Here is an 18,427-nt window from a genome sequence, read left to right on the forward strand (position 1 = left end):
AATATGTCAGTGCAGTATATTGAAGGTGATTTTTTGACCGGAAATGGTCAATACGCGATTGTTGTGGGTCGTTTTAACAGCTTTGTGGTTGAGAGTCTGTTGGAAGGTGCTATTGATACGTTGAAGCGACACGGTGTTGCGTCTGAAAATATCCGCGTGGTGCGGGTGCCGGGTGCATTTGAAATCCCGCTGGCGGTACAGAAGGTCGCCGAACAGAAGAAAGATGATGCCATTATTGCCTTAGGGGCCGTTATTCGTGGCGGTACACCGCATTTTGAATATGTTTCCGGTGAAAGTTCTAAAGGGGTCGCTCAGGTTGGCTTGGAATATGGTATTCCCGTGGCTAACGGTATTCTGACGGTTAACTCTATCGAACAAGCGATTGAACGTTCTGGCACTAAAGCCGGCAATAAAGGTGCAGAAGCGGCGTTGTCTGCGCTGGAAATGGTTAGCTTGCTACGTCAGCTTGAGGTTTAAGATGAGCGACACTGGTACGCCTAAAAAACAGAAAAAGTTATCTCATACTGAGATGCGTCGTGCGGCTCGTAGCTTTGCTTTGCAGGCCTTGTATCAATGGGAGATGTCGGGTAACTCGGTTACCGATATTGAGCTGCAGTTCCGCATGGATAATGATATGTCTGGTACTGATCTCGATCTTTTCAGCGAGTTGTTGCACGGTGTGCCGGCCAATCGTGCGGATTTAGATCGTGCCTATGAGCCGTTTCTTGATCGCTCGTTAGATGATCTTGATCCTATCGAGCGTGCGGTACTGCGGATCGGTAGCTTTGAACTGATTCATCGCATTGTCGTGCCGTACAAAGTCGTGATTAACGAAAGCGTTGATCTGGCCAAAATTTTCGGCGCTACGGAAAGTCATAAGTATGTTAACGGCATCTTGGATAAGCTGGCTGCCCGGGTTCGTATGACAGAGATTAACGCCAAGAAACGCGGACGTTAATTGACTCATGGTGAGCGGCGAGTTTGAGCTGATTCGGCGATACTTCTCTGATCTAGGGTATGATCAGTCGGGCTCGGTACGGCTCGCCGTGGGTGATGATTGCGCCGTGATCGCGCCGCCTGCGAATCGAGACTTGGTGCTTTCAATTGATACCATGGTTGAAGGCGTCCATTTTTTGGCGGGTACCAGTGGGGATAAAGTGGCCTCGCGATTATTCGGGGCCGCACTCAGTGATCTGGCTGCGATGGCGGCAACCCCCGCTTTTTTCACCTTAGCGCTAACGCTGCCGAGCACCGATTCAATCTGGTTGCAGGCGTTTAGTGTTCGTCTCGCCGAGTTGGCGCGTCAATATGGCGTGCAACTGATAGGTGGGGATACCACTCGCGGTCCATTAACCCTGAGCATTCAAGTGCATGGCTGGACTCATCCAGGTAAAGCGTTGTTGCGCAGCGGCGCCCGTCCGGGAGATCGGATCTTTGTCACAGGGACATTGGGGGATTCGAAAGGGGGGCTTGAAACGCAGTTGAAAAATATTCATGGCGCACAGGTACCCTATCTTCAGCATCGCTTCTATACACCCGAGCCGCGTATTGATACCGCCCTGCTAATTGCGGAATACGCGACGGCGGCCATTGATGTTTCCGACGGTTTATTGGCCGATCTGAATCACATCCTAGAGGCGAGTAATGTTGGCGCGATGATTAATCCCGATGAGCTACCCATTTCAGCGGAATTGCATCAATGGGTGGGTGCAGCGCAATCCCGAGAGTGGGCATTGACCGGCGGAGAAGATTTCGAACTCTGTTTTACCGTTCCCGCGATACTTGAGCCGAAGCTGAGTTGGGCGTTAAGGGATCATCGTGTGGGGGTGACCTGTATTGGGCAAATTTCAGCTAAGCCCGGTATTTTATTCTCTGAGGGGGGGCGCGTGTGGCCGGTAGAGCCTCAGGGTTATAATCATTTTATTAATAAACATAAGGTATAAGCCGATGAATCAGGCGCCGCCCTCGGTATGGCGAAATCCGATCCACTTCTTGGCCTTTGGTTTGGGCAGCGGGGCATCACCTTGGGCCCCAGGCACTGCTGGGACGCTAGCCGCTATTCCACTGTTTTTGCTGCTGCAGCCGTTATCGCTGGTAGGGTATGCGGCCGTTCTGCTGCTGAGTTTTGTGGTGGGTATCTATCTGTGTGGTAAAACCTCGACGGACATGGGCGTGCATGATCACGGCGGGATTGTCTGGGATGAGTTTGTCGGTTACTGGATTACGATGTTTGCCGCGCCACCTGGTTGGCTCTGGATTGTGATCGGTTTTGTGCTGTTTCGCGTGTTTGATATTCTCAAGCCTTGGCCTATTAGCTGGGCCGATAAACAAGTGGCCGGTGGCTTAGGTATTATGCTCGATGATGTGCTGGCCGGGTTGATGGCGCTAGCCGTGTTACAGTTGTTGGTTGTTTTCCTCTAGACACCTGCCGTTGCTGTCGCCTGCCCATCGGTGAGCGGCAATGCTTTTCAGTTTGAGTTCAGACACCCCTGTTAATCTTTTTACCTTGTTATTAAGGTAGGCCTATTGCTGGGCTAAAAGTATGTTGCCGTAGCGCGTCATCATCGGCTATCGAGTCGATAAATAGGCTCAGCAATCGCGCGTGATCAACCTAATTAGCTATCGATTAACACGCAGAGCCTAGCGGTATTAACAGTGGAGATATTATGAAAGCGATGATCAGAAAGATTATATTTTTATTGTTGTTAGCTTCTACACCGTTATATAGCGAAGACTTCGGTATCAAAAAACTCGATGTCGAGGTTTGTCGGATGCTCGTTGAAGCGGGTGAGATTCTCTCTATGAGTGAGTTAATGCGCTTGGTTAGCACGTTATCCGAGGGAAAAATTATCGAGACTCAGCTGTTACAGAAAGGATCTGTCTATATTTACGAGATGGAGATTGCTGCTAAAGATGGCATGGTGAGTATGCTCTACGTTGATGCACGTGACGGTCAGGTGGTTGACCCTGCTATTCTCAATAGTAGACAGGAAGGATAAGTTGATGCGTATTTTATTGGTTGAAGATGATGCGGCATTAGGGCCTGAGCTAAAAACATCGCTGGCTAAGCAGGGTTATGCGGTAGATCTCGCCGTCAATGGTATTGATGGTGAGATTATGGGTAAGGAGGATATCTATGATCTGGTCATTTTGGATCTTGGTTTGCCCGATCGCTCCGGCTTAGAGGTCTTACGTCACTGGCGTGCGGCGAAGAATAATATCCCCGTGTTGGTGTTAACGGCCCGCAGTGCATGGCAGGAACGGGTGGATGGTTTTGATGCCGGTGCCGATGATTATCTGCCGAAACCCTTTCATACGGAAGAGTTATTGGCACGTATGGCCGCCCTGTTACGACGTGCGAATCAACAGATCAGCGCACAGCTAGAAGCTTCGGGTTTGACGCTGGATGAAAAGACGCAATCGGTGATTCGGGATGGCGCGGAGGTCGCCTTGACTGGCACCGAATTCCGTTTATTACGTTATATGATGCATAACCCTAGGCGAGTCTTGTCGAAACTGCAATTAGTGGAACATATGTATGATGATGGCGCAGAAAACGACAGTAATGTAGTGGAAGCTTATATCAAGATGCTGCGCAAAAAAATTGGTCATGACATGATTTCGACTAAACGGGGTCAGGGTTACGTGTTCGGAGCCGCCCGTTGAAATCGATTCAATCCCGTCTCAATGTTAATTTTATTGTGGTGACGTTGCTGCTGTTTACGTTATTTTGGGTGGGGCAAAGTTGGTTTCTGCGACAGATGGCCTATGATTTTGTGGCGACTCGGCTATCCAGTGATGCCTATACGGTGTTACGTGCCGTCGAGATGGATGTTGATGCGGGTTGGCGTATTAATGTTGATAACACCTCGTCGGTGTATCAGCAGCCGATGTCGGGGCATTATTTTCAGGTGGCCGTTGATGATCAGTGGTTTTTCTCCCGCTCGCTGTGGGACGGTCAAATCCCGACCGAAGAGGGGCAGAATATCGGTCAGGAGAATATTCGGCTGATTCAACAGAATGATAAGCCGACGTTGGTATACGCCAAAACCTTCATGAAACAGGGCCGTGAGATTCAGGTGGTGCTGGCTGAAGATATTAGCCGAATTGAAGCATCGCTGAAGCAGTTGGGTTGGTTGTTGGCTGGCCTGGGTATTATCGGCTTAATGATTCTGCTGATACTGCAGATTGTTATTATCCGTCGTGGGTTAGCGGCGCTCACCGACGTTAAAGAGGATGTTCAGCGGCTTAAAACAGGCGATGTTCGGCAATTATCAGTCACGCATACCGCTGAAATCGAGCCATTAGTTACCGAAATTAACTATTTGGTTCAGAATATGGAGTTACGGCTGCAACGCTCGCGCAATGCGGTGGGTAATTTGGCTCATGCCGCAAAAACGCCTCTGACAGTGATTGATCGGCATATCGATAACCTGCTGGAGCAGGGAGTCGATGAGGGCTTGAGCATTAAAGAACAGTCGCAGCGTCTACGGGAGATGATCGAGCGAGAGCTGACTCGTGCGCGGATTGCTGGGGCGGCCTTACCCGGACAGCGGATCTATGTCGGTGATGAGTTGGAGAAACTGATTCGCACGCTCAAAGCGATCTATCGGGAAAAAGCCTTGGTGTTTGAACTCGATATTAGTGCGAAAAGCTATTTCCCCGGCGAACGGGACGACTTGGTTGAACTCATGGGTAATGTGTTGGATAACGCGAGTAAATGGGCGAACAGTCGTATTCGTATTAAAGCGCATATGGATGAACATTGTCTGGAGTTGATTATTGAAGATGATGGCCCTGGCATTGCTGCCGATACGCGTCAACGGCTGATGAATCGAGGCGAGCGGCTAGATGAATCGACCAATGGGCATGGCTTGGGAATGAGTATTATTAGTGAGATTGTGCGTCAGTATCAGGGCCGATTTATGCTGGGATCTTCGGCGCAACTAGGCGGCCTCGAGGTGCAAGTGATGTTGCCGCGACAGGTGAATCTTCAACTACAAGCTTAAATTCATCGCGGATACCTTTAATAATCTGTTTTTGCCCCCATTACAGGGGTATGTCAAACGGCGTATCACTGCTAAAATAGCCGCCTTATTTTTCGAAGGAATACCTCAGTGTCAGTCAAGTATGTCGCATCGTCTAAGCTGCCGACCCCTTGGGGGGTTTTTACAATGGTTGGGTTTGAAGACCTAGCTTCGGGAAAAGAACATGTGGCGCTGACCTATGGTGACCTCAGTTCAGGAGAACCGGTTCTCGCGCGTATTCATTCTGAATGCTTAACGGGAGACGCATTGTTTTCATTGCGTTGTGATTGCGGCTTTCAGTTGCAGGAAGCGATGAAGCGGATTACCGAAGAGGGCTGCGGAGTGTTGCTCTACCTCCGTCAGGAAGGCCGAGGTATCGGTCTACTGAATAAGATTAAAGCCTATCATCTACAGGATGGCGGGGCTGATACCGTTGAAGCAAACGAGAAGCTAGGGTTTGCCGCAGATATGCGTGATTACAGCATGTGCGAGAAAATGTTGGCTCATCTTGGTATCGATAGCGTTAAACTGATGACAAATAACCCCCGTAAGGTGAAAGCGTTGCAACAGTACGGCTTAAAAGTCGCCGCTCGAGTGCCTTTACAAGTGGGTAAAAATCGTCATAACGAACATTACTTAGCAACGAAGATGGGTAAGCTCGGTCACCTGATGACGGAACATCACTTTCAAAGTGAAGCGCCTGACGACGAATCCAACAGTTAAAAAAACCGGCTCTTGAAGCCGGTTTTTTTGTGTCTGCTAGTGATTGGCTGGCTGCCTGGGTGTTAGGTTAGGCAAGCGTTTACGAGGGCAATATCGCTAGACGTTGCGCGATGGCGGCGACGATCCCTTGACTATCTAAACCACACTCAGTTAATTGCTCGGCACGGGTCGCATGTTCGATCCAGCGATCAGGGATGCCAAGGTTAAGTAGCGAATTGCTGTATTGCTGAGCATTGAGATACTCGCCGACGGCAGCCCCAGCTCCACCGGCTATCACATGATCCTCGAGTGTAATCAACAGCGGGTGGTTTAATACCAACTGATCGATCAACGCCTGATCAAGCGGTTTAACAAATCGCATATCCACTAATGATAGATTTAGCTGTGTCGCGGCGCTCTCCGCTTCCTGCAGTAAGGGACCGAAGTTTAAGATGACTCCCTGCACGCCCTGACGTAACACTCGAGCCCTACCTAACGGAATCTTGCTAGGTGTGCTGACGGCTCTACCAGGGCCTTTGCCTCGGGGATAGCGAACGGCTGCTGGTCCCGCGTGTTCATAGCCGGTTTGTAATAGATTCACTAGCTCTTGTTCATCAGCCGGGGTCATGATGACCATATCGGGAATACAGCGTAGGTAGCTGATATCAAAGCTGCCGGCATGGGTTGCACCATCTTCGCCGACCAGCCCAGCGCGATCCAAGGCAAAGAGGATATCGAGATTTTGAATCGCGACATCGTGAATGAGCTGATCATAACCCCGTTGTAAAAAGGTGGAGTAGATGGCGACAACGGGTTTCATCTGACGATAGGCCATTCCGGCAGCCAATGTGATAGCGTGTTGTTCGGCAATGGCGACATCAAAGAAGCGATCATTAAAGCGTTGAGAAAACTCGATAAGATCGGAGCCTTCGCTCATCGCGGGTGTGATCGCGATGGTGCGAGCATCGTGCTCGGCCAGATTGCAGATCCAGCGACCGAAGATATTGGCGTAATTTACTTGTTTCGCTTTTGGGGTCGGCTGATGCGCCGCAGCCTGAGTGATAGGTTCGATTTTGGTAATCGCGTGATAGCCCACCGGATCTTTTTCTGCCGCGGCAAAGCCTTTGCCTTTAATCGTCGTAATATGCAGAAACTGCGGGCCTGAACTGTTTAATGCGTGCTCTAAAGCCGGCAATAACTGGTTGAAATCATGGCCATCAATCGGACCGTTATAATGGAAATTGAGTGCTTCAAAGAGCGAGGCGGAAGTGGCGCCCATGCTATCTTTTAAGTTTTTCGCTAAGTAGGTGGCCAGGCCGCCTTCATTGCGTGAAATTGACATATCATTGTCATTCAGAATCACCAGCAGATCGGCATGCGTATGTGCCGCATGATTGAGCGCTTCAAAGGCCATACCGGCGGTCATCGCACCGTCACCGATAACGGCAACCGTTTTATGGGTTAAGCCTTGTAGTCGGTCGGCTAGGGCCATCCCCAGCGCGGCACTGATGGAGGTGCTGGAGTGACCCGTACCAAAACTATCGTAGACGCTCTCTTTGATTCGAGGAAAGGGGGCTAGTCCATCTCGCTGTCGAATAGTCAGTAGAGCTTCGCGGCGACCCGTGAGAATTTTATGGGGATAACTTTGATGGCCTACATCCCAAATCAGATGATCATCGGGCGTGTTGAGCAGGTAATGCAGAGCGATAGTCAGTTCCGTCACACCTAAGCCGGCGCCAAAATGTCCACCGGTCTGACCGACGGCAAAGAGGAAAAAGGCGCGTAATTGCTCGGCCAGTATTGGCAGTTGTTTCGTTGTGAGGCTCCGCAGGTCGGCGGGTGAGTTAATACTGTCGAGTAACGGCGTGTCCGGACGGGTTTCCGGTAGGGCATAAAGCATAGTGATCAATACTGGCGCTCAACAATGTAGTCGGCCAGCCAATGCAGTGGTGCGGCGGCCGCGTTAAAATATTCGATACTGGCGTGAGCCTGCTGGTTGAGCTGGTCTAGTTTTTGTTTGGCACCCGCCATCCCTAACAGTGCCGGGTAAGTAGACTTTTCATGCAATAGATCGGAACCCTGAGGTTTGCCCAGTATCTCGGTATTACTTTCGATATCAAGAATGTCATCTTTTACCTGAAACGCCAGACCAATCGCACGGGAGTAGGTATTCAGGGCTTGCAGATCGGCATCCGTGGCGCGCGTGCTGGATAATGCGCCTAGCTCGATACTAGCGTTGATCAGTGCGCCGGTTTTATGTCGGTGCATCCGCTCGAGTTGTTCAATATTGATCTGTTTACCTTCATTACAGAGATCGATAGATTGACCGCCTACCATACCCTGATAACCGCTATTGAAGGCTAAGGTTCTGAGCATTTTCAGATTAATCTCTGCCGGCAGTGAGTGCTCATCGGCTAACAGTTGGAACGCCAACGCGTGTAAACCATCACCCGCAAGAATGGCGGTCGCCTCATCAAAGGCAATATGGCAGGTGGGTTTTCCACGACGTAAAGCATCATCATCCATGGCCGGCAGATCATCATGCACCAGCGAATAACTGTGAATACACTCGATCGCACAAGCGGCGGCATCGGCATGTTCTAGCGAACCATTGAGTAACTGATTAGCCATATACACTAATACGGGCCGCACACGCTTTCCGCCATTAAACAGTGAGTATTGCATTGCCTGACGGACTTTCTCCGCATCACCAGAGCGGCTTAACACCGTTTGCAAGCGGTGTTCGACGCGGCGCTGATATTGCTGTAACAGCGGCTTAGCATCCATCCGCTTATTCCTCAGATAGGCTAAAGGGCGTCGCTTGTAATTCGCCGTTCTGTTGAATCAATATCTGCACCTTTTGCTCAGCATCGGCGAGAATCGATTGACAGTCGCGCGTGAGGCGAACGCCCTGCTCGAAAGTTTGCAGCGACTGTTCTAAGGACAGCTCTCCTTGTTCCAGTTGGTTAACCATGCTCTCCAGTTGAGCGAGAGAAGTTTCAAAATCAGGTGTTTTTTTCTTTGCACACATAAAGCTTACCGTCGGCGATTTGAGCCATTTTAAAGGCGACAAGTTACCGGCCATGCCGGTCAGGGTCAAACAAGCGAATAAATTGTACTCTAAACCGAGTGATATAGGGGGAACCGAGTTAAAATTTTGCTATTATCCGGTTAAAGTTTTACCGCTACATGGGCGATAACAAGAGGCTAATCAGTCTCTGTGACTGCTGATATGACGGATACGTAAAGGGGATTTGTGTGGATTTAGCAACACTGGTTGGCTTGATTGGTTCATTAGGTATTGTTATTGCCGCTATGGTGCTAGGCGGAGATCCAGGTGTATTTTTCAACATACCGTCGTTACTGATTGTTATTGGTGGCATGCTGCTGGTGGTGCTGATGAAGTTTACACTGGGTCAGTTTCTTGGGGTTGGGAAGATTGCCGCCAAGGCTTTTCTGTTTAAATCCGTCAGCCCAGAGGACATTATTACTGAGGCCGTTGATCTGGCTGATGCTGCGCGTAAAGGCGGCTTGCTCTCCTTGGAAGATAAACAGGTCAGCAGCGATTTTATGCAGCGCGGCATTCAGTTATTGGTGGATGGTCATGACCCCGATATTGTCAAAACACTGCTGAATAAAGAGATGAAGCTCACCAATGATCGTCATCAGACCGGCATTAGCGTGTTTAGCTCAATGGGCGATGTCGCACCGGCGATGGGCATGATCGGCACGTTGGTTGGTCTCGTACAGATGCTGTCGAATATGTCAGATCCGAAATCAATCGGTCCGGCGATGGCGGTGGCGCTACTAACCACCCTCTATGGGGCGATGATTGCCACCATGATTGCGTTACCGATTGCCGATAAACTCTCTATCCGCAAGGATGAAGAGGCCCTTAATCAGGCGCTGATCATCGATAGCTTGCTGGCTATTCAGGCCGGTCAGAATCCGCGTGTTATCGAGCAGATGTTACGTAATTACTTACCGGAATCTAAGCGAGCAGTCGCAGCTGAGCAAGGCTAAAGAGGGATACACGGATGAGCGATGAAGAACTCGAATGCCCTCCCTGTCCTGCAGGTTTACCCGGTTGGTTGGCGACGTTTGCCGACCTAATGTCACTGTTGATGTGCTTTTTCGTACTGCTGTTATCGTTTTCCGAAATGGATGTATTGAAGTTTAAGCAGTTAGCAGGCTCTATGCGTGAAGCCTTTGGCGTACAGAATCAAGTTAAGGTAGAGGATATTCCCAAAGGCACCAGTATTATCGCGCAGGAGTTTAGCCCAGGTCGACCAGAGCCTACGCCGTTGAATGAAGTGCGGCAAATGACGCTTAATAATGATTTGCAATCACTTGATGTGAGAACCAAAGAAGGCGAATCGGAGATTCAGGATAAGCTTGAAGGGGAAACCACCGATCAACTACAGCAAATTCTAGAACAACTCGAAGCGCAAGCCGAGGCGCAGGCGAAGGCAGAAGCGGTCGAGTTTGCAGCCGTTTTACGTCAGGAAATTGGTCAGGGGAGTGTCGAGATCGATACGGAAGGCCGAAAAATAGTGATCCGAGTAAAAGAGAAGGGATCGTTTGCTTCGGGTTCTGCCGAGTTGAAATTTGCCTATATTCCGGTGATTGCCAAGATTAGGGATGTCTTACTCAATGTGGGTGGCAACGTCGCGATTGAAGGGCACAGTGATAATATCCCCGTCTCGGGCGGCCTGTATGAGTCTAATTGGGGCTTATCTACAGCACGGGCACTGGCAGTGGGGCATGAGCTGTTTGCTGATCCACGTATTGATCAATCCCGTTTCACGATTATTGGTTACGCGGATACCAAGCCGTTGGCACCCAATAATACCGCTGAAAATCGCAGTATGAATCGTCGGGTAGAGATTATTATTCAAAAGGGCAGTGATACTGAAGCACTGGAAAAATTGAAAGCACAGAGCGAAGATGGGCAGAGCTTTGAGCCACTAGCACCCGAAGAAGTGTTCTAATCGACGAAAAAGCTTTCGCTATCCACGGATAATTTTAGCCATAAAAAACCCGACACTGATGTCGGGTTCGGGTTGTGTGTTGCTTATTTCGAGTTGTCGAGCATATATTGGATAGCGCTTTTAAGTTCGCTGTCAGTACAATCCATGCACGTCCCTTTCGGAGGCATTGCGTTGATACCATTGGTTGCCGTCACCAGCAGAGCGTCGATACCCTTCGCGGCACGTGGCGCCCATTGTTCTGCGTTGCCGAATAGCGGTGCACCTGCGGCACCGGTCATGTGACAGGCGATACACTTGGTGTTGTAGAGGGTTGCGCCATCACGTTCAGCCATTGCTGCAACGGGAGTCATTAACATGGCTGTTACTGCCAGCATTATTGTCTTTTTCATTTCACCTTCACCTTTATTAGTATCCGTTAATAGCTGCCATGTTAGTGGCCCCGGATTTTAGTCATCGCAGTTTATGCGTATGACTATAGCTATGTAAATACCTTATAAGGTCTTAATCGAAGCTGAATCAATAAAACAGAATATAGCGTTAGCCGCGGTGATTATGGCCGCAGGCTCATTGCATAGGCGGCTTGATGATGTTGATTAGAGGCTTTCAATTGCTGCATTTTACGTTGTTTAAGATAGTTCTCGTAGTGTGTCATGACCTGCTCAGCGGGCAGATCAATCATCATTTGTAGCTGATCGGGGCTATGTCCATCGCGCAGTAGCTGAGCGATTTGATGTTCAGTCGAGTTCATCGTCATTGTGTTAATCCTTTATATTTATTCCTCCATGATTCTCTCTGAAAATTGTGACAAAAAGGTTTCCGTTAGAATTAATCCTATAAAACACAGGGTTTTTGTTGCCGTATGGGGACAGAATAGTATATGTTCTTGTTATTGTTCGAATGACAGGATGATTTAATTTTGCGTCTAAAATGGTTTCACTACGAGTGATAAATGCTGTTCACCCACAATGAGGCTAAAGGGGCAAGTATGGACAAAGCTACTGTTAGCGTGATGCGTTCAAATAAAATAAAAAACACCATTTCAGGAGGGGTTATGCCGACTAGTCTGCGCGCCAGTTATGATGCCGATGAGTTGGCGCAGAAGCTGGGGTTTGTTTCTTTTTCAACGGATTTTCTGATTCGTTGTTATCGCGTCTTTGATGGTGATATTAAATCCGCCATAATCTTTAATGTGATCTCTCTTTGGGCATTGCGACAACGTGAAGAAACTGACAATAGTCAGTCAATCGCAGGCTTTTCCTGTAATAATCATTCGATCAGTATCGCCACCGGCATTCCTTATGAAACGGTACGCCGTAAGGTCAAGGCGATGGTCGAGAATGGTTGGCTTGAATTTAGCGATTCCTCTCATGTGCTGCTGAATGCGGAGAAATGGAAGGAAGTCTTGAGCGATGTTGTTGATCCCGAACGTTGTGTGGTGGGGTATGTACGTAGTACCGATGTAGCGCCTTCGTTTTCTCAGAATGAACGTCGAGGAAGCCCCGCCGATCGGCGTAGCTAATGGCTGCATATTTCGAGAAGAGGCCGCTATAGCGGCCTTTTTTTATGGCTTATCAGTGGCAATTGAGGGACGTTATGGGTTTGATATTGATTGCCAATGACAGGTTTTTTCGATCCAATGCTCGATGATTGAATGTTGTAATAAATTAGGAATAAGTAATGACAAGCCCTGATGTCTTTGAACAGATAGCCGAAGCGCTTTATCAGCAAGGTTATGCCGTGTTGAGTCATGCACTCCCCGAGCCACTCTGTCGTGCACTCGCGCAGGAAGTTAGGCATTTGCCAGCTGAACAATTTAGTCGCGCGGGTGTTGGGCGTCAGGACGATCATGTAAAAGCAGATACGATTCGGCGGGATGAAATTTGTTGGATCGATAATAATACGGCGGCGGGACGTGAATGGTTGAGATGGGCGGGTGAGCTGCAGCAGGCGATCAACCGGCGTCTATTTTTGGGATTGTTTTCATTTGAAAGTCATTATGCTCATTATCAGGCGGGGGATTTTTATAAAAAACATCGAGATGCCTTTCGAGGGCAGCAAAATCGAGTGCTATCGGTTGTGACATATCTGAATACGGATTGGCAGCCTGAGGATGGCGGTGAGCTATTAATCTATCCGGATAACGGCGATGTTCCGTTGTTGCGGGTGATACCGGAGTTTGGCACGTTAGTGGTGTTTCTGAGTGAAGAGTTTCCGCATGAAGTGCTACCCGCTCAGACAGACCGTTATAGTATTGCCGGTTGGTTTCGCATTAACAGCGGCAATAGCCAAAGAATAGATCCCGATAGCTGATCGTTACGATAGCGGCACAGCCCTAGACATTGTATTGGTAGGCATCAGTGGAGGCTGGTGATAACAGGCAATTGATTGTTAGTTTGAAGCTGAACAGTGCTCGATTTTGCCTGTCGCAGTGATAACATATGGCTTCGATAGTTTTTAGATTAAGGACTGCCGGTGTCCCTCTCTGTTAAATCCGTATCATCTTATCGACTGTTTATAGGGTTACTGCTTGGCTATGTGTTGACGCACCTACTCATACGTTTGGCGATGGGAGGGACGTTGGAATTGGATGAAGCTGAACAGTTGATTCTCGGGCAGCAGTTAGCTTGGGGATATAACACTCAGCCGCCGCTTTATAGCTGGCTTCAATGGTCCTTTTTTCAACTCTTCGGTGAAGGGGTCTTTGCACTGGCCCTGTTGAAGTCGTTATTACTGTTTGGCATCTATCTGTTTACTTGGCTGACGGCACGCAGCCTTATTCGCGAGCCTCGGATCGCCCTATTGGCGACGCTTTCACTGTTTTTAATCCCCAGTATCGCTTGGGAATCCGTGCGAGATCTGACTCACTCGGTACTGGCCACTGCGATTGCCGCGGCGATGTTTTATACGGTTATCCGCATTTATCAACAGCGCGCTCTCGGTGGCTATTTGGTTCTGGGTGTGTTGTTGGCATGTGGTATGTTGGCGAAATACAGCTTTGCGCTGTTTGCCTTGAGTCTCCTGTTGGCTGCCGTGTCATTGCCGGGCTATCGACGTTTATTATTAGACCGACGCATCCTTATATCTGCTGTGCTGGCGTTGCTATTAGTCACACCTCATCTGTTATGGGCTCTGGCGTATCAGCATCAGATTAGTGGCTTTATCGCTAACCAGATGGGTGAAGCACAACAAATGGATTATCTAGCTGGGGTGATCAGTGGTTTGTCTAGTCTGACAAAGAGTGTGGTAGAGTTCTTGATCCTTGTATGGCTGGTGTTGACCTTGTTATTTCCGTCCGCCTATCGCGCATTACCTGCTGATAATGTGAATATTCACCGGTTACTCATGGCACGTTTTTTATTGGCTGCTTTACTGGTATGTATTGTTTTGATTATGGTAATGGGGGCGACGCATTTTCAGAGCCGCTGGTTTCAGCCGCTGCTGTTTATCTTCCCGCTATATTTCCTCAGTCGCGCCGATGCCATGGGGATAACGGCCCAGCGGGAGATGTTATTACGTTCGGTGATTATCTTTTTCGCCGTTACTGTGATTGTGTTGCGCTTCAGTCAGTTTTGGTTGGCGCCCTACCTACAGCGGCATGTTAATCGGATGCAACTGCCATCGGCTGAGCTCGCTGAACAACTCAAGCAGCAAGGATTTACCGGTGGTACCATTATCGGTGATAGTAATTTGTCGGCGTCTAATCTAGCGCTGTATTTCGACAATGCGCGGATTTTAAGTCCGAAAGTTGAATTTTTTACGGTGGCCAGCCATCTGCGCAGTGTTGTGGGACAGTGCCTCATCACTTGGCATGCCAATCGGCGAGATAGTATGCCTGAGACGTTGACAAGGTTTCTGCGACAACAAGGTATTGTCGTCAGCGCATCAAAGCAGGATTATATTAGTGCGCCTTATCGATATACGGATAGGGGAGAATATCGCATCGGGTATATCTTGCTGGGCTCAGAATTGCTCTGTAACCGAGCGCAAGAAAACTAGCAATATTTAGCTTCACTATGGGTTAGAGCTGACAGCGCAGCTGGTGTTGTACTTATTATATGGGGTCTGATGGCATTGGACTTAGAAACAGAATCAAGGCGGGGGTTATGAAGCAGGATTCCAGTGAGAGCGCACTTGTAAAACTCACCCAAATCATTCAGTCGGCAGCGAAAGCCAATACCATTGAGGCGCAGATTCAACATATTGTCGATGCCATCAGTGAGACGCTAGGGGTCGATGTCTGTAGTCTGTATTTGAAGCAGCGGGATGAGAGTATGCGGCTGGTGGCCAGTCATGGCCTCGTGCGGAAGCATTCAGTGGTGATACCCGCTAAGCAGGGCTTGGTTGGTCATGTGATGCAGATGCAAAGTGTGATTAATATTAAAGAGCCTGATCAGCATCCTGAGTATTATTTTGTCGCGCAATCGAAAGAGGAACGTTTCCATAGCTATTGTGGCGTACCGCTGGTTTATCGCGCGCAGGTTTACGGTGTCGTGGTGGTGCAAACGCGTCGTCCAGAAATTTTATCATCCGAGTACGTTGCGCTACTTTCAACCCTAGCAACCCATCTGGCGACGTTGTTAGCGACTTATCCCAAAGAGGTATTTCCCGGTCGTTCGAAAGCGAAGCACTATTCAGGGATAAGTGGTGCACAAGGTGTGGCGATTGGCCGTGTTTACATGCGTAGTCTGCCTCGGCTGGCGGATATTCAAAAGCTTAAGGCGACTAATATCGAAGTGGAGTATAGCCGTTGGCAGCAGGTTAAATCAGAAGCGCTTAAACAGCTTCAGTATGAGCGTAATACGGTTAAAGACAGCTTGGGCGAGGGATTGGCATCCGTACTCGATGCTTATCAGATGTTGTTACAAGATGTCACCTTTGAACAGCGGATTACGGATGAGATTGCCGCTGGGTTTCAGCTGCCTTGGGCGATCAAACAGTCGGTAGGGTTCTTTTCTGATCAGTTTAAAGCGATGGATGATCCCTATTTACGGGAACGACACGAGGATATACAGCAACTCGGTGCAAAGCTCTATCAGATTTGGCAGGCAAGCGCCGACGCGGATATGCCAGAGGGGAGTGAACCACTCATTTTAGTGGGGGATCAGATTAGCGTATCTGATATCGTGAATTTGACCACCGAGCGGTTGGCGGGCATTGTCTGCTTTGCCGGTGGTTCGCTGTCTCATATTGCGGTGTTTGCCAATGCATTGGGCATTCCTGCTGTGATGGGGGTCGGTGAGGTCCCGGTATTGAATGGCGATCAAGTCGTGGTGGATGGTGATGCGGGACAAATTGTCTGTTCGCCTGGCCCGAGTACGCTGAGAGAATATAAACGAACCCTGTCTGACCGACGTACCCTTGAGACCCGCTTACAGGCCGATAGTCAACTGCCCGCGGTGACCACCGATGGTGTCAGAATCACGTTACTGGCTAACTCGGGGTTACAAGCGGATGTTTTACCCGGATTGAAATATGGCGCCGAAGGGATCGGCCTGTTTCGTACCGAAGTGCCGTTTATGATTCGTTCTAGTTTACCCTCGGAAGATGATCAGGAGATTATCTATCGAAACCTGATTCGTCATTATAAAGATAAACCGGTGTACTTCAGAACGCTCGATATCGGTGCGGATAAGCCGCTTTCCTATCTGCCGGTGGTGAAGGAGGATAATCCGGCATTGGGTTGGCGAGGTATACGCTATACGCTGGATAACTTACCACTATTAATTACACAGTTACGGGCCATCTTAATCGCAGCGGCAGGCAATGAGCAGGTCCATTTAATGTTACCGATGATCGCCTCAACCGAGCAACTTGATGCGTGTCTCGCCGTGCTCAATGAGGTGCATCAGCAGTTACTCGATGAAGGCATGACGGTTTGTCTGCCGAAGATTGGTATTATGGTGGAGGTACCGAGCTGTATCGCGTTGCTGCCTTTCTGGCGTAACAAATTGGATTTCATCTCGATTGGCACCAACGACTTGAGTCAGTATTTACTAGCATTGGATCGCAATAGCCCATTGGTTGGCAAATGGTACGATCCTCTGCATCCCTCGGTCTTACATGAGTTGAGGCGCATCGTGACGACCTCTAAAGCGTTGAGTTTACCGGTGAGTGTCTGCGGTGAGATGGCCTCTGATCCGATCGCGGTGGTCCTACTGCTGGGAATGGGCATTCAGCAGTTGAGTATGAGTGCGGCGAAAATTCCATTGATTAAGTGGATTGTGCGGGAGATCGCTCAAGCGGAAGCGCAAGCCTTGTTGATGGACGTGCTACAACTGGATAACGCGACTGCTATACGACAAAAAGGGCAGCAATTTTTAGCCTCAAAGCAATTATTATTTAATGAGTCTGCACCGCGTTGATAGACTTACGGCGGCTCGATTAAGGGGCTATGGTTTAACTGACTTGGGGTCGGGCGTCATCGGTCAAAGTATTGCTGGTCAAGCGGGCGAATAAACGCTATTAAAGAGTATTAACCTTGCTGAGAGCGTTAATCAGTCGAGGCCCCTGTGTTTATTCGACCCTAAACGGGTCAGGAAACTGCGTATGATTGAGCGTGATGATGTGTTGTCGACGTCGATTCAGGTGTTAGATAATGCCCTGTTTGAGCAAGTAAAAGGGATCAATATTCTTGATGCGGTGGCACCGCAGAATTTTCGTCAAGAAAAGCAGGCGTTTTTTGCGTCGAATTTCTCTCAAAGCCCTGTATTCACTTATGCAACTAAGCCGATCGATGCCTTTCGCCTGAAGCGAGATCTGTTTAACTTACCCATTGATGAGCTCGGTGATGACGATTTGGTCACACTTTACAGTAGTGTGATCGAATCTTATGTGGATAAGATTGATCAATATAAATCGATCGGTACAGCGGATTTTTTATACGATTCGTTACGCTATTACGGCGAGCCAAGCGAGAAAGATTGTCGCAATGCCAATTTTATTTTGCACCTGCCTGATCTCGAAGAAAGCAACGATACGCTGCTCGGCGCGGCGGATATCGTCGCCAAACTCGAGGCGTTTGCACAGGCGGAAAACTATCAGTATCAGATCAAACTCGAAGATAGTCTTATCGCTAATGCACTGGTATCGGGGACCACCGTTAAAGTGAATCGGGCAGCACTTATTTCCGAAACCGAGGCGAATGCGTTAGCGCATCATGAGTTGGGAGTGCATCTGGTGACAACGCTCAATGCTCGCAGTCAGCCGCTTCGGGTATTGGGTATGGGTAGCCCAGTGAACACCATGACTCAAGAAGGGCTCGCGATACTGAGTGAGTATCTCGCTGGGTTTATGACGCTACCTCGCTTGAAAGTGCTGGCGTTGCGGGTATTAGCGGTTAAATCGATGATCGAAGAAAAGGACTTTAAAAAAACCTTCCTACTACTTAAAGAGCAACATCATGTTGCGGATGAACAAGCGTTTACCATCACCGCACGGGTCTATCGCGGCGGCGGTCTTTGCAAAGATTATCTTTACTTGCAGGGGCTGCATCAAATGCTCAATGCCTATGAAACGCGGACCGATTTTAACAATCTCCTGAGTGGTAAGGTGTCGATTGCGCAGTTGCCATTAATTACGCGCCTGATCGATAAGGGGTATCTACATAAACCGAGATTGCTCAGTCCAGCGATCGCTCGCCCGGTTGAAAATGATGCCGTTCAACAATTTATTACGCATGCCATTAAATAGAGAAGTGGCCTTAGTTAG

20 protein-coding genes are annotated in these 18,427 nt (G+C 49.0%); 15 read left to right on the forward strand and 5 right to left on the reverse strand.

The features are described from left to right. Nucleotides 1–3: 3 nt before the first annotated feature. From ribE to ribA, 8 genes are all read left to right on the forward strand, one after another. The gene (gene ribE / locus Q4488_RS06615) at nucleotides 4–477 is read left to right on the forward strand and encodes a 6,7-dimethyl-8-ribityllumazine synthase (RefSeq protein ID WP_303579687.1); all 474 of its coding nucleotides are present in this window, start codon (nucleotides 4–6) and stop codon (nucleotides 475–477) included. Between the two features lies 1 nt (nucleotide 478). After that, the gene (gene nusB / locus Q4488_RS06620; protein ID WP_303579688.1) at nucleotides 479–958 is read left to right on the forward strand and encodes a transcription antitermination factor NusB; all 480 of its coding nucleotides are present in this window, start codon (nucleotides 479–481) and stop codon (nucleotides 956–958) included. Nucleotides 959–968: 10 nt separating this feature from the next. Further along, nucleotides 969–1,943, forward strand: a complete 975-nt coding sequence (gene thiL, locus Q4488_RS06625; protein WP_303579689.1) for a thiamine-phosphate kinase — start codon at nucleotides 969–971, stop codon at nucleotides 1,941–1,943. A 4-nt stretch (nucleotides 1,944–1,947) separates the two neighbouring features. Further along, nucleotides 1,948–2,421 (forward strand): phosphatidylglycerophosphatase A, encoded by a 474-nt coding sequence (locus tag Q4488_RS06630; protein WP_303579690.1) that lies wholly within the window; start codon nucleotides 1,948–1,950, stop codon nucleotides 2,419–2,421. A gap of 245 nt (nucleotides 2,422–2,666) precedes the next feature. Next, a complete protein-coding gene (locus Q4488_RS06635; RefSeq protein ID WP_303579692.1) occupies nucleotides 2,667–2,999 on the forward strand; it encodes a PepSY domain-containing protein in 333 nt (110 codons plus the stop codon). A 4-nt stretch (nucleotides 3,000–3,003) separates the two neighbouring features. Next, nucleotides 3,004–3,666 carry a response regulator transcription factor gene (locus Q4488_RS06640; RefSeq protein WP_303579693.1) on the forward strand — a complete coding sequence of 221 codons (663 nt, stop codon included), beginning with the start codon at nucleotides 3,004–3,006 and terminating at the stop codon, nucleotides 3,664–3,666. Further along, the gene (locus tag Q4488_RS06645) at nucleotides 3,663–5,009 is read left to right on the forward strand and encodes a sensor histidine kinase (protein WP_303579694.1); all 1,347 of its coding nucleotides are present in this window, start codon (nucleotides 3,663–3,665) and stop codon (nucleotides 5,007–5,009) included. Before Q4488_RS06640 ends, Q4488_RS06645 begins: the two co-directional genes overlap by 4 nt. Nucleotides 5,010–5,117: 108 nt before the next feature. Next, nucleotides 5,118–5,750: a GTP cyclohydrolase II gene (gene ribA / locus Q4488_RS06650; protein WP_303579695.1), complete on the forward strand. Its 633-nt coding sequence runs from the start codon at nucleotides 5,118–5,120 to the stop codon at nucleotides 5,748–5,750. Nucleotides 5,751–5,829: 79 nt separating this feature from the next. Here the strand turns inward: ribA and dxs are convergent, their stop codons facing one another. From dxs to Q4488_RS06665, 3 genes are read right to left on the reverse strand one after another with little or no spacing between them, the layout of a single operon-like run. After that, complete coding sequence (gene dxs, locus Q4488_RS06655) at nucleotides 5,830–7,629, reverse strand: 1-deoxy-D-xylulose-5-phosphate synthase (protein WP_303579717.1); 1,800 nt, start codon at nucleotides 7,627–7,629, stop codon at nucleotides 5,830–5,832. A gap of 5 nt (nucleotides 7,630–7,634) precedes the next feature. Continuing rightward, nucleotides 7,635–8,516, reverse strand: coding sequence for a polyprenyl synthetase family protein (locus Q4488_RS06660; RefSeq protein WP_303579696.1), 882 nt, complete (start codon nucleotides 8,514–8,516; stop codon nucleotides 7,635–7,637). Between the two features lie 4 nt (nucleotides 8,517–8,520). Beyond that, nucleotides 8,521–8,760 (reverse strand): exodeoxyribonuclease VII small subunit, encoded by a 240-nt coding sequence (locus Q4488_RS06665; protein ID WP_303579698.1) that lies wholly within the window; start codon nucleotides 8,758–8,760, stop codon nucleotides 8,521–8,523. Nucleotides 8,761–8,987: 227 nt separating this feature from the next. Between Q4488_RS06665 and pomA the strand changes: the two genes are divergently transcribed. Then, the gene (gene pomA / locus Q4488_RS06670; protein WP_303579699.1) at nucleotides 8,988–9,752 is read left to right on the forward strand and encodes a flagellar motor protein PomA; all 765 of its coding nucleotides are present in this window, start codon (nucleotides 8,988–8,990) and stop codon (nucleotides 9,750–9,752) included. Between the two features lie 14 nt (nucleotides 9,753–9,766). Then, nucleotides 9,767–10,720 carry a flagellar motor protein MotB gene (locus Q4488_RS06675; RefSeq protein ID WP_303579700.1) on the forward strand — a complete coding sequence of 318 codons (954 nt, stop codon included), beginning with the start codon at nucleotides 9,767–9,769 and terminating at the stop codon, nucleotides 10,718–10,720. 83 nt (nucleotides 10,721–10,803) lie between these two features. Here the strand turns inward: Q4488_RS06675 and Q4488_RS06680 are convergent, their stop codons facing one another. Together Q4488_RS06680 and Q4488_RS06685 are read right to left on the reverse strand one after the other, a co-directional pair. Then, the gene (locus tag Q4488_RS06680; RefSeq protein WP_303579701.1) at nucleotides 10,804–11,109 is read right to left on the reverse strand and encodes a cytochrome c5 family protein; all 306 of its coding nucleotides are present in this window, start codon (nucleotides 11,107–11,109) and stop codon (nucleotides 10,804–10,806) included. Nucleotides 11,110–11,270: 161 nt separating this feature from the next. Next, nucleotides 11,271–11,474: a hypothetical protein gene (locus Q4488_RS06685; RefSeq protein WP_303579702.1), complete on the reverse strand. Its 204-nt coding sequence runs from the start codon at nucleotides 11,472–11,474 to the stop codon at nucleotides 11,271–11,273. Nucleotides 11,475–11,771: 297 nt separating this feature from the next. Between Q4488_RS06685 and Q4488_RS06690 the strand changes: the two genes are divergently transcribed. The 5 genes from Q4488_RS06690 (at nucleotide 11,772) to Q4488_RS06710 (ending at nucleotide 18,409) form a co-directional block, all read left to right on the forward strand. Beyond that, nucleotides 11,772–12,239: a hypothetical protein gene (locus Q4488_RS06690; protein ID WP_303579703.1), complete on the forward strand. Its 468-nt coding sequence runs from the start codon at nucleotides 11,772–11,774 to the stop codon at nucleotides 12,237–12,239. Nucleotides 12,240–12,397: 158 nt separating this feature from the next. Further along, on the forward strand, nucleotides 12,398–13,030 hold the full coding sequence (locus tag Q4488_RS06695) for a 2OG-Fe(II) oxygenase (protein WP_303579704.1): 633 nt from the start codon (nucleotides 12,398–12,400) through the stop codon (nucleotides 13,028–13,030). 162 nt (nucleotides 13,031–13,192) lie between these two features. Next, nucleotides 13,193–14,716: a glycosyltransferase family 39 protein gene (locus Q4488_RS06700; RefSeq protein ID WP_303579705.1), complete on the forward strand. Its 1,524-nt coding sequence runs from the start codon at nucleotides 13,193–13,195 to the stop codon at nucleotides 14,714–14,716. Nucleotides 14,717–14,823: 107 nt separating this feature from the next. After that, nucleotides 14,824–17,082, forward strand: a complete 2,259-nt coding sequence (gene ptsP / locus Q4488_RS06705) for a phosphoenolpyruvate--protein phosphotransferase (protein ID WP_303579706.1) — start codon at nucleotides 14,824–14,826, stop codon at nucleotides 17,080–17,082. A 184-nt stretch (nucleotides 17,083–17,266) separates the two neighbouring features. Beyond that, nucleotides 17,267–18,409, forward strand: coding sequence for a flavohemoglobin expression-modulating QEGLA motif protein (locus Q4488_RS06710; protein ID WP_303579707.1), 1,143 nt, complete (start codon nucleotides 17,267–17,269; stop codon nucleotides 18,407–18,409). Nucleotides 18,410–18,427 lie beyond the last annotated feature (18 nt).

It is taken from the genome of Amphritea sp. 1_MG-2023 (assembly GCF_030547545.1).
Lineage (GTDB): Bacteria > Pseudomonadota > Gammaproteobacteria > Pseudomonadales > Balneatricaceae > Amphritea.

What these genes read in the sequence shown, in the direction of transcription:
- Q4488_RS06680 (WP_303579701.1), bottom strand. Translation starts at nt 11,109, where the DNA reads ATGAAAAAGACAATAATGCTGGCAGTAACAGCCATGTTAATGACTCCC.
- nusB (WP_303579688.1), top strand. Translation starts at nt 479, where the DNA reads ATGAGCGACACTGGTACGCCTAAAAAACAGAAAAAGTTATCTCATACT.
- dxs (WP_303579717.1), bottom strand. Translation starts at nt 7,629, where the DNA reads ATGCTTTATGCCCTACCGGAAACCCGTCCGGACACGCCGTTACTCGAC.
- ptsP (WP_303579706.1), top strand. Translation starts at nt 14,824, where the DNA reads ATGAAGCAGGATTCCAGTGAGAGCGCACTTGTAAAACTCACCCAAATC.
- Q4488_RS06685 (WP_303579702.1), bottom strand. Translation starts at nt 11,474, where the DNA reads ATGACGATGAACTCGACTGAACATCAAATCGCTCAGCTACTGCGCGAT.
- Q4488_RS06630 (WP_303579690.1), top strand. Translation starts at nt 1,948, where the DNA reads ATGAATCAGGCGCCGCCCTCGGTATGGCGAAATCCGATCCACTTCTTG.
- Q4488_RS06710 (WP_303579707.1), top strand. Translation starts at nt 17,267, where the DNA reads ATGATTGAGCGTGATGATGTGTTGTCGACGTCGATTCAGGTGTTAGAT.
- Q4488_RS06660 (WP_303579696.1), bottom strand. Translation starts at nt 8,516, where the DNA reads ATGGATGCTAAGCCGCTGTTACAGCAATATCAGCGCCGCGTCGAACAC.
- Q4488_RS06665 (WP_303579698.1), bottom strand. Translation starts at nt 8,760, where the DNA reads ATGTGTGCAAAGAAAAAAACACCTGATTTTGAAACTTCTCTCGCTCAA.
- Q4488_RS06640 (WP_303579693.1), top strand. Translation starts at nt 3,004, where the DNA reads ATGCGTATTTTATTGGTTGAAGATGATGCGGCATTAGGGCCTGAGCTA.
- Q4488_RS06635 (WP_303579692.1), top strand. Translation starts at nt 2,667, where the DNA reads ATGAAAGCGATGATCAGAAAGATTATATTTTTATTGTTGTTAGCTTCT.
- Q4488_RS06695 (WP_303579704.1), top strand. Translation starts at nt 12,398, where the DNA reads ATGACAAGCCCTGATGTCTTTGAACAGATAGCCGAAGCGCTTTATCAG.
- ribE (WP_303579687.1), top strand. Translation starts at nt 4, where the DNA reads ATGTCAGTGCAGTATATTGAAGGTGATTTTTTGACCGGAAATGGTCAA.
- Q4488_RS06675 (WP_303579700.1), top strand. Translation starts at nt 9,767, where the DNA reads ATGAGCGATGAAGAACTCGAATGCCCTCCCTGTCCTGCAGGTTTACCC.
- Q4488_RS06690 (WP_303579703.1), top strand. Translation starts at nt 11,772, where the DNA reads ATGCCGACTAGTCTGCGCGCCAGTTATGATGCCGATGAGTTGGCGCAG.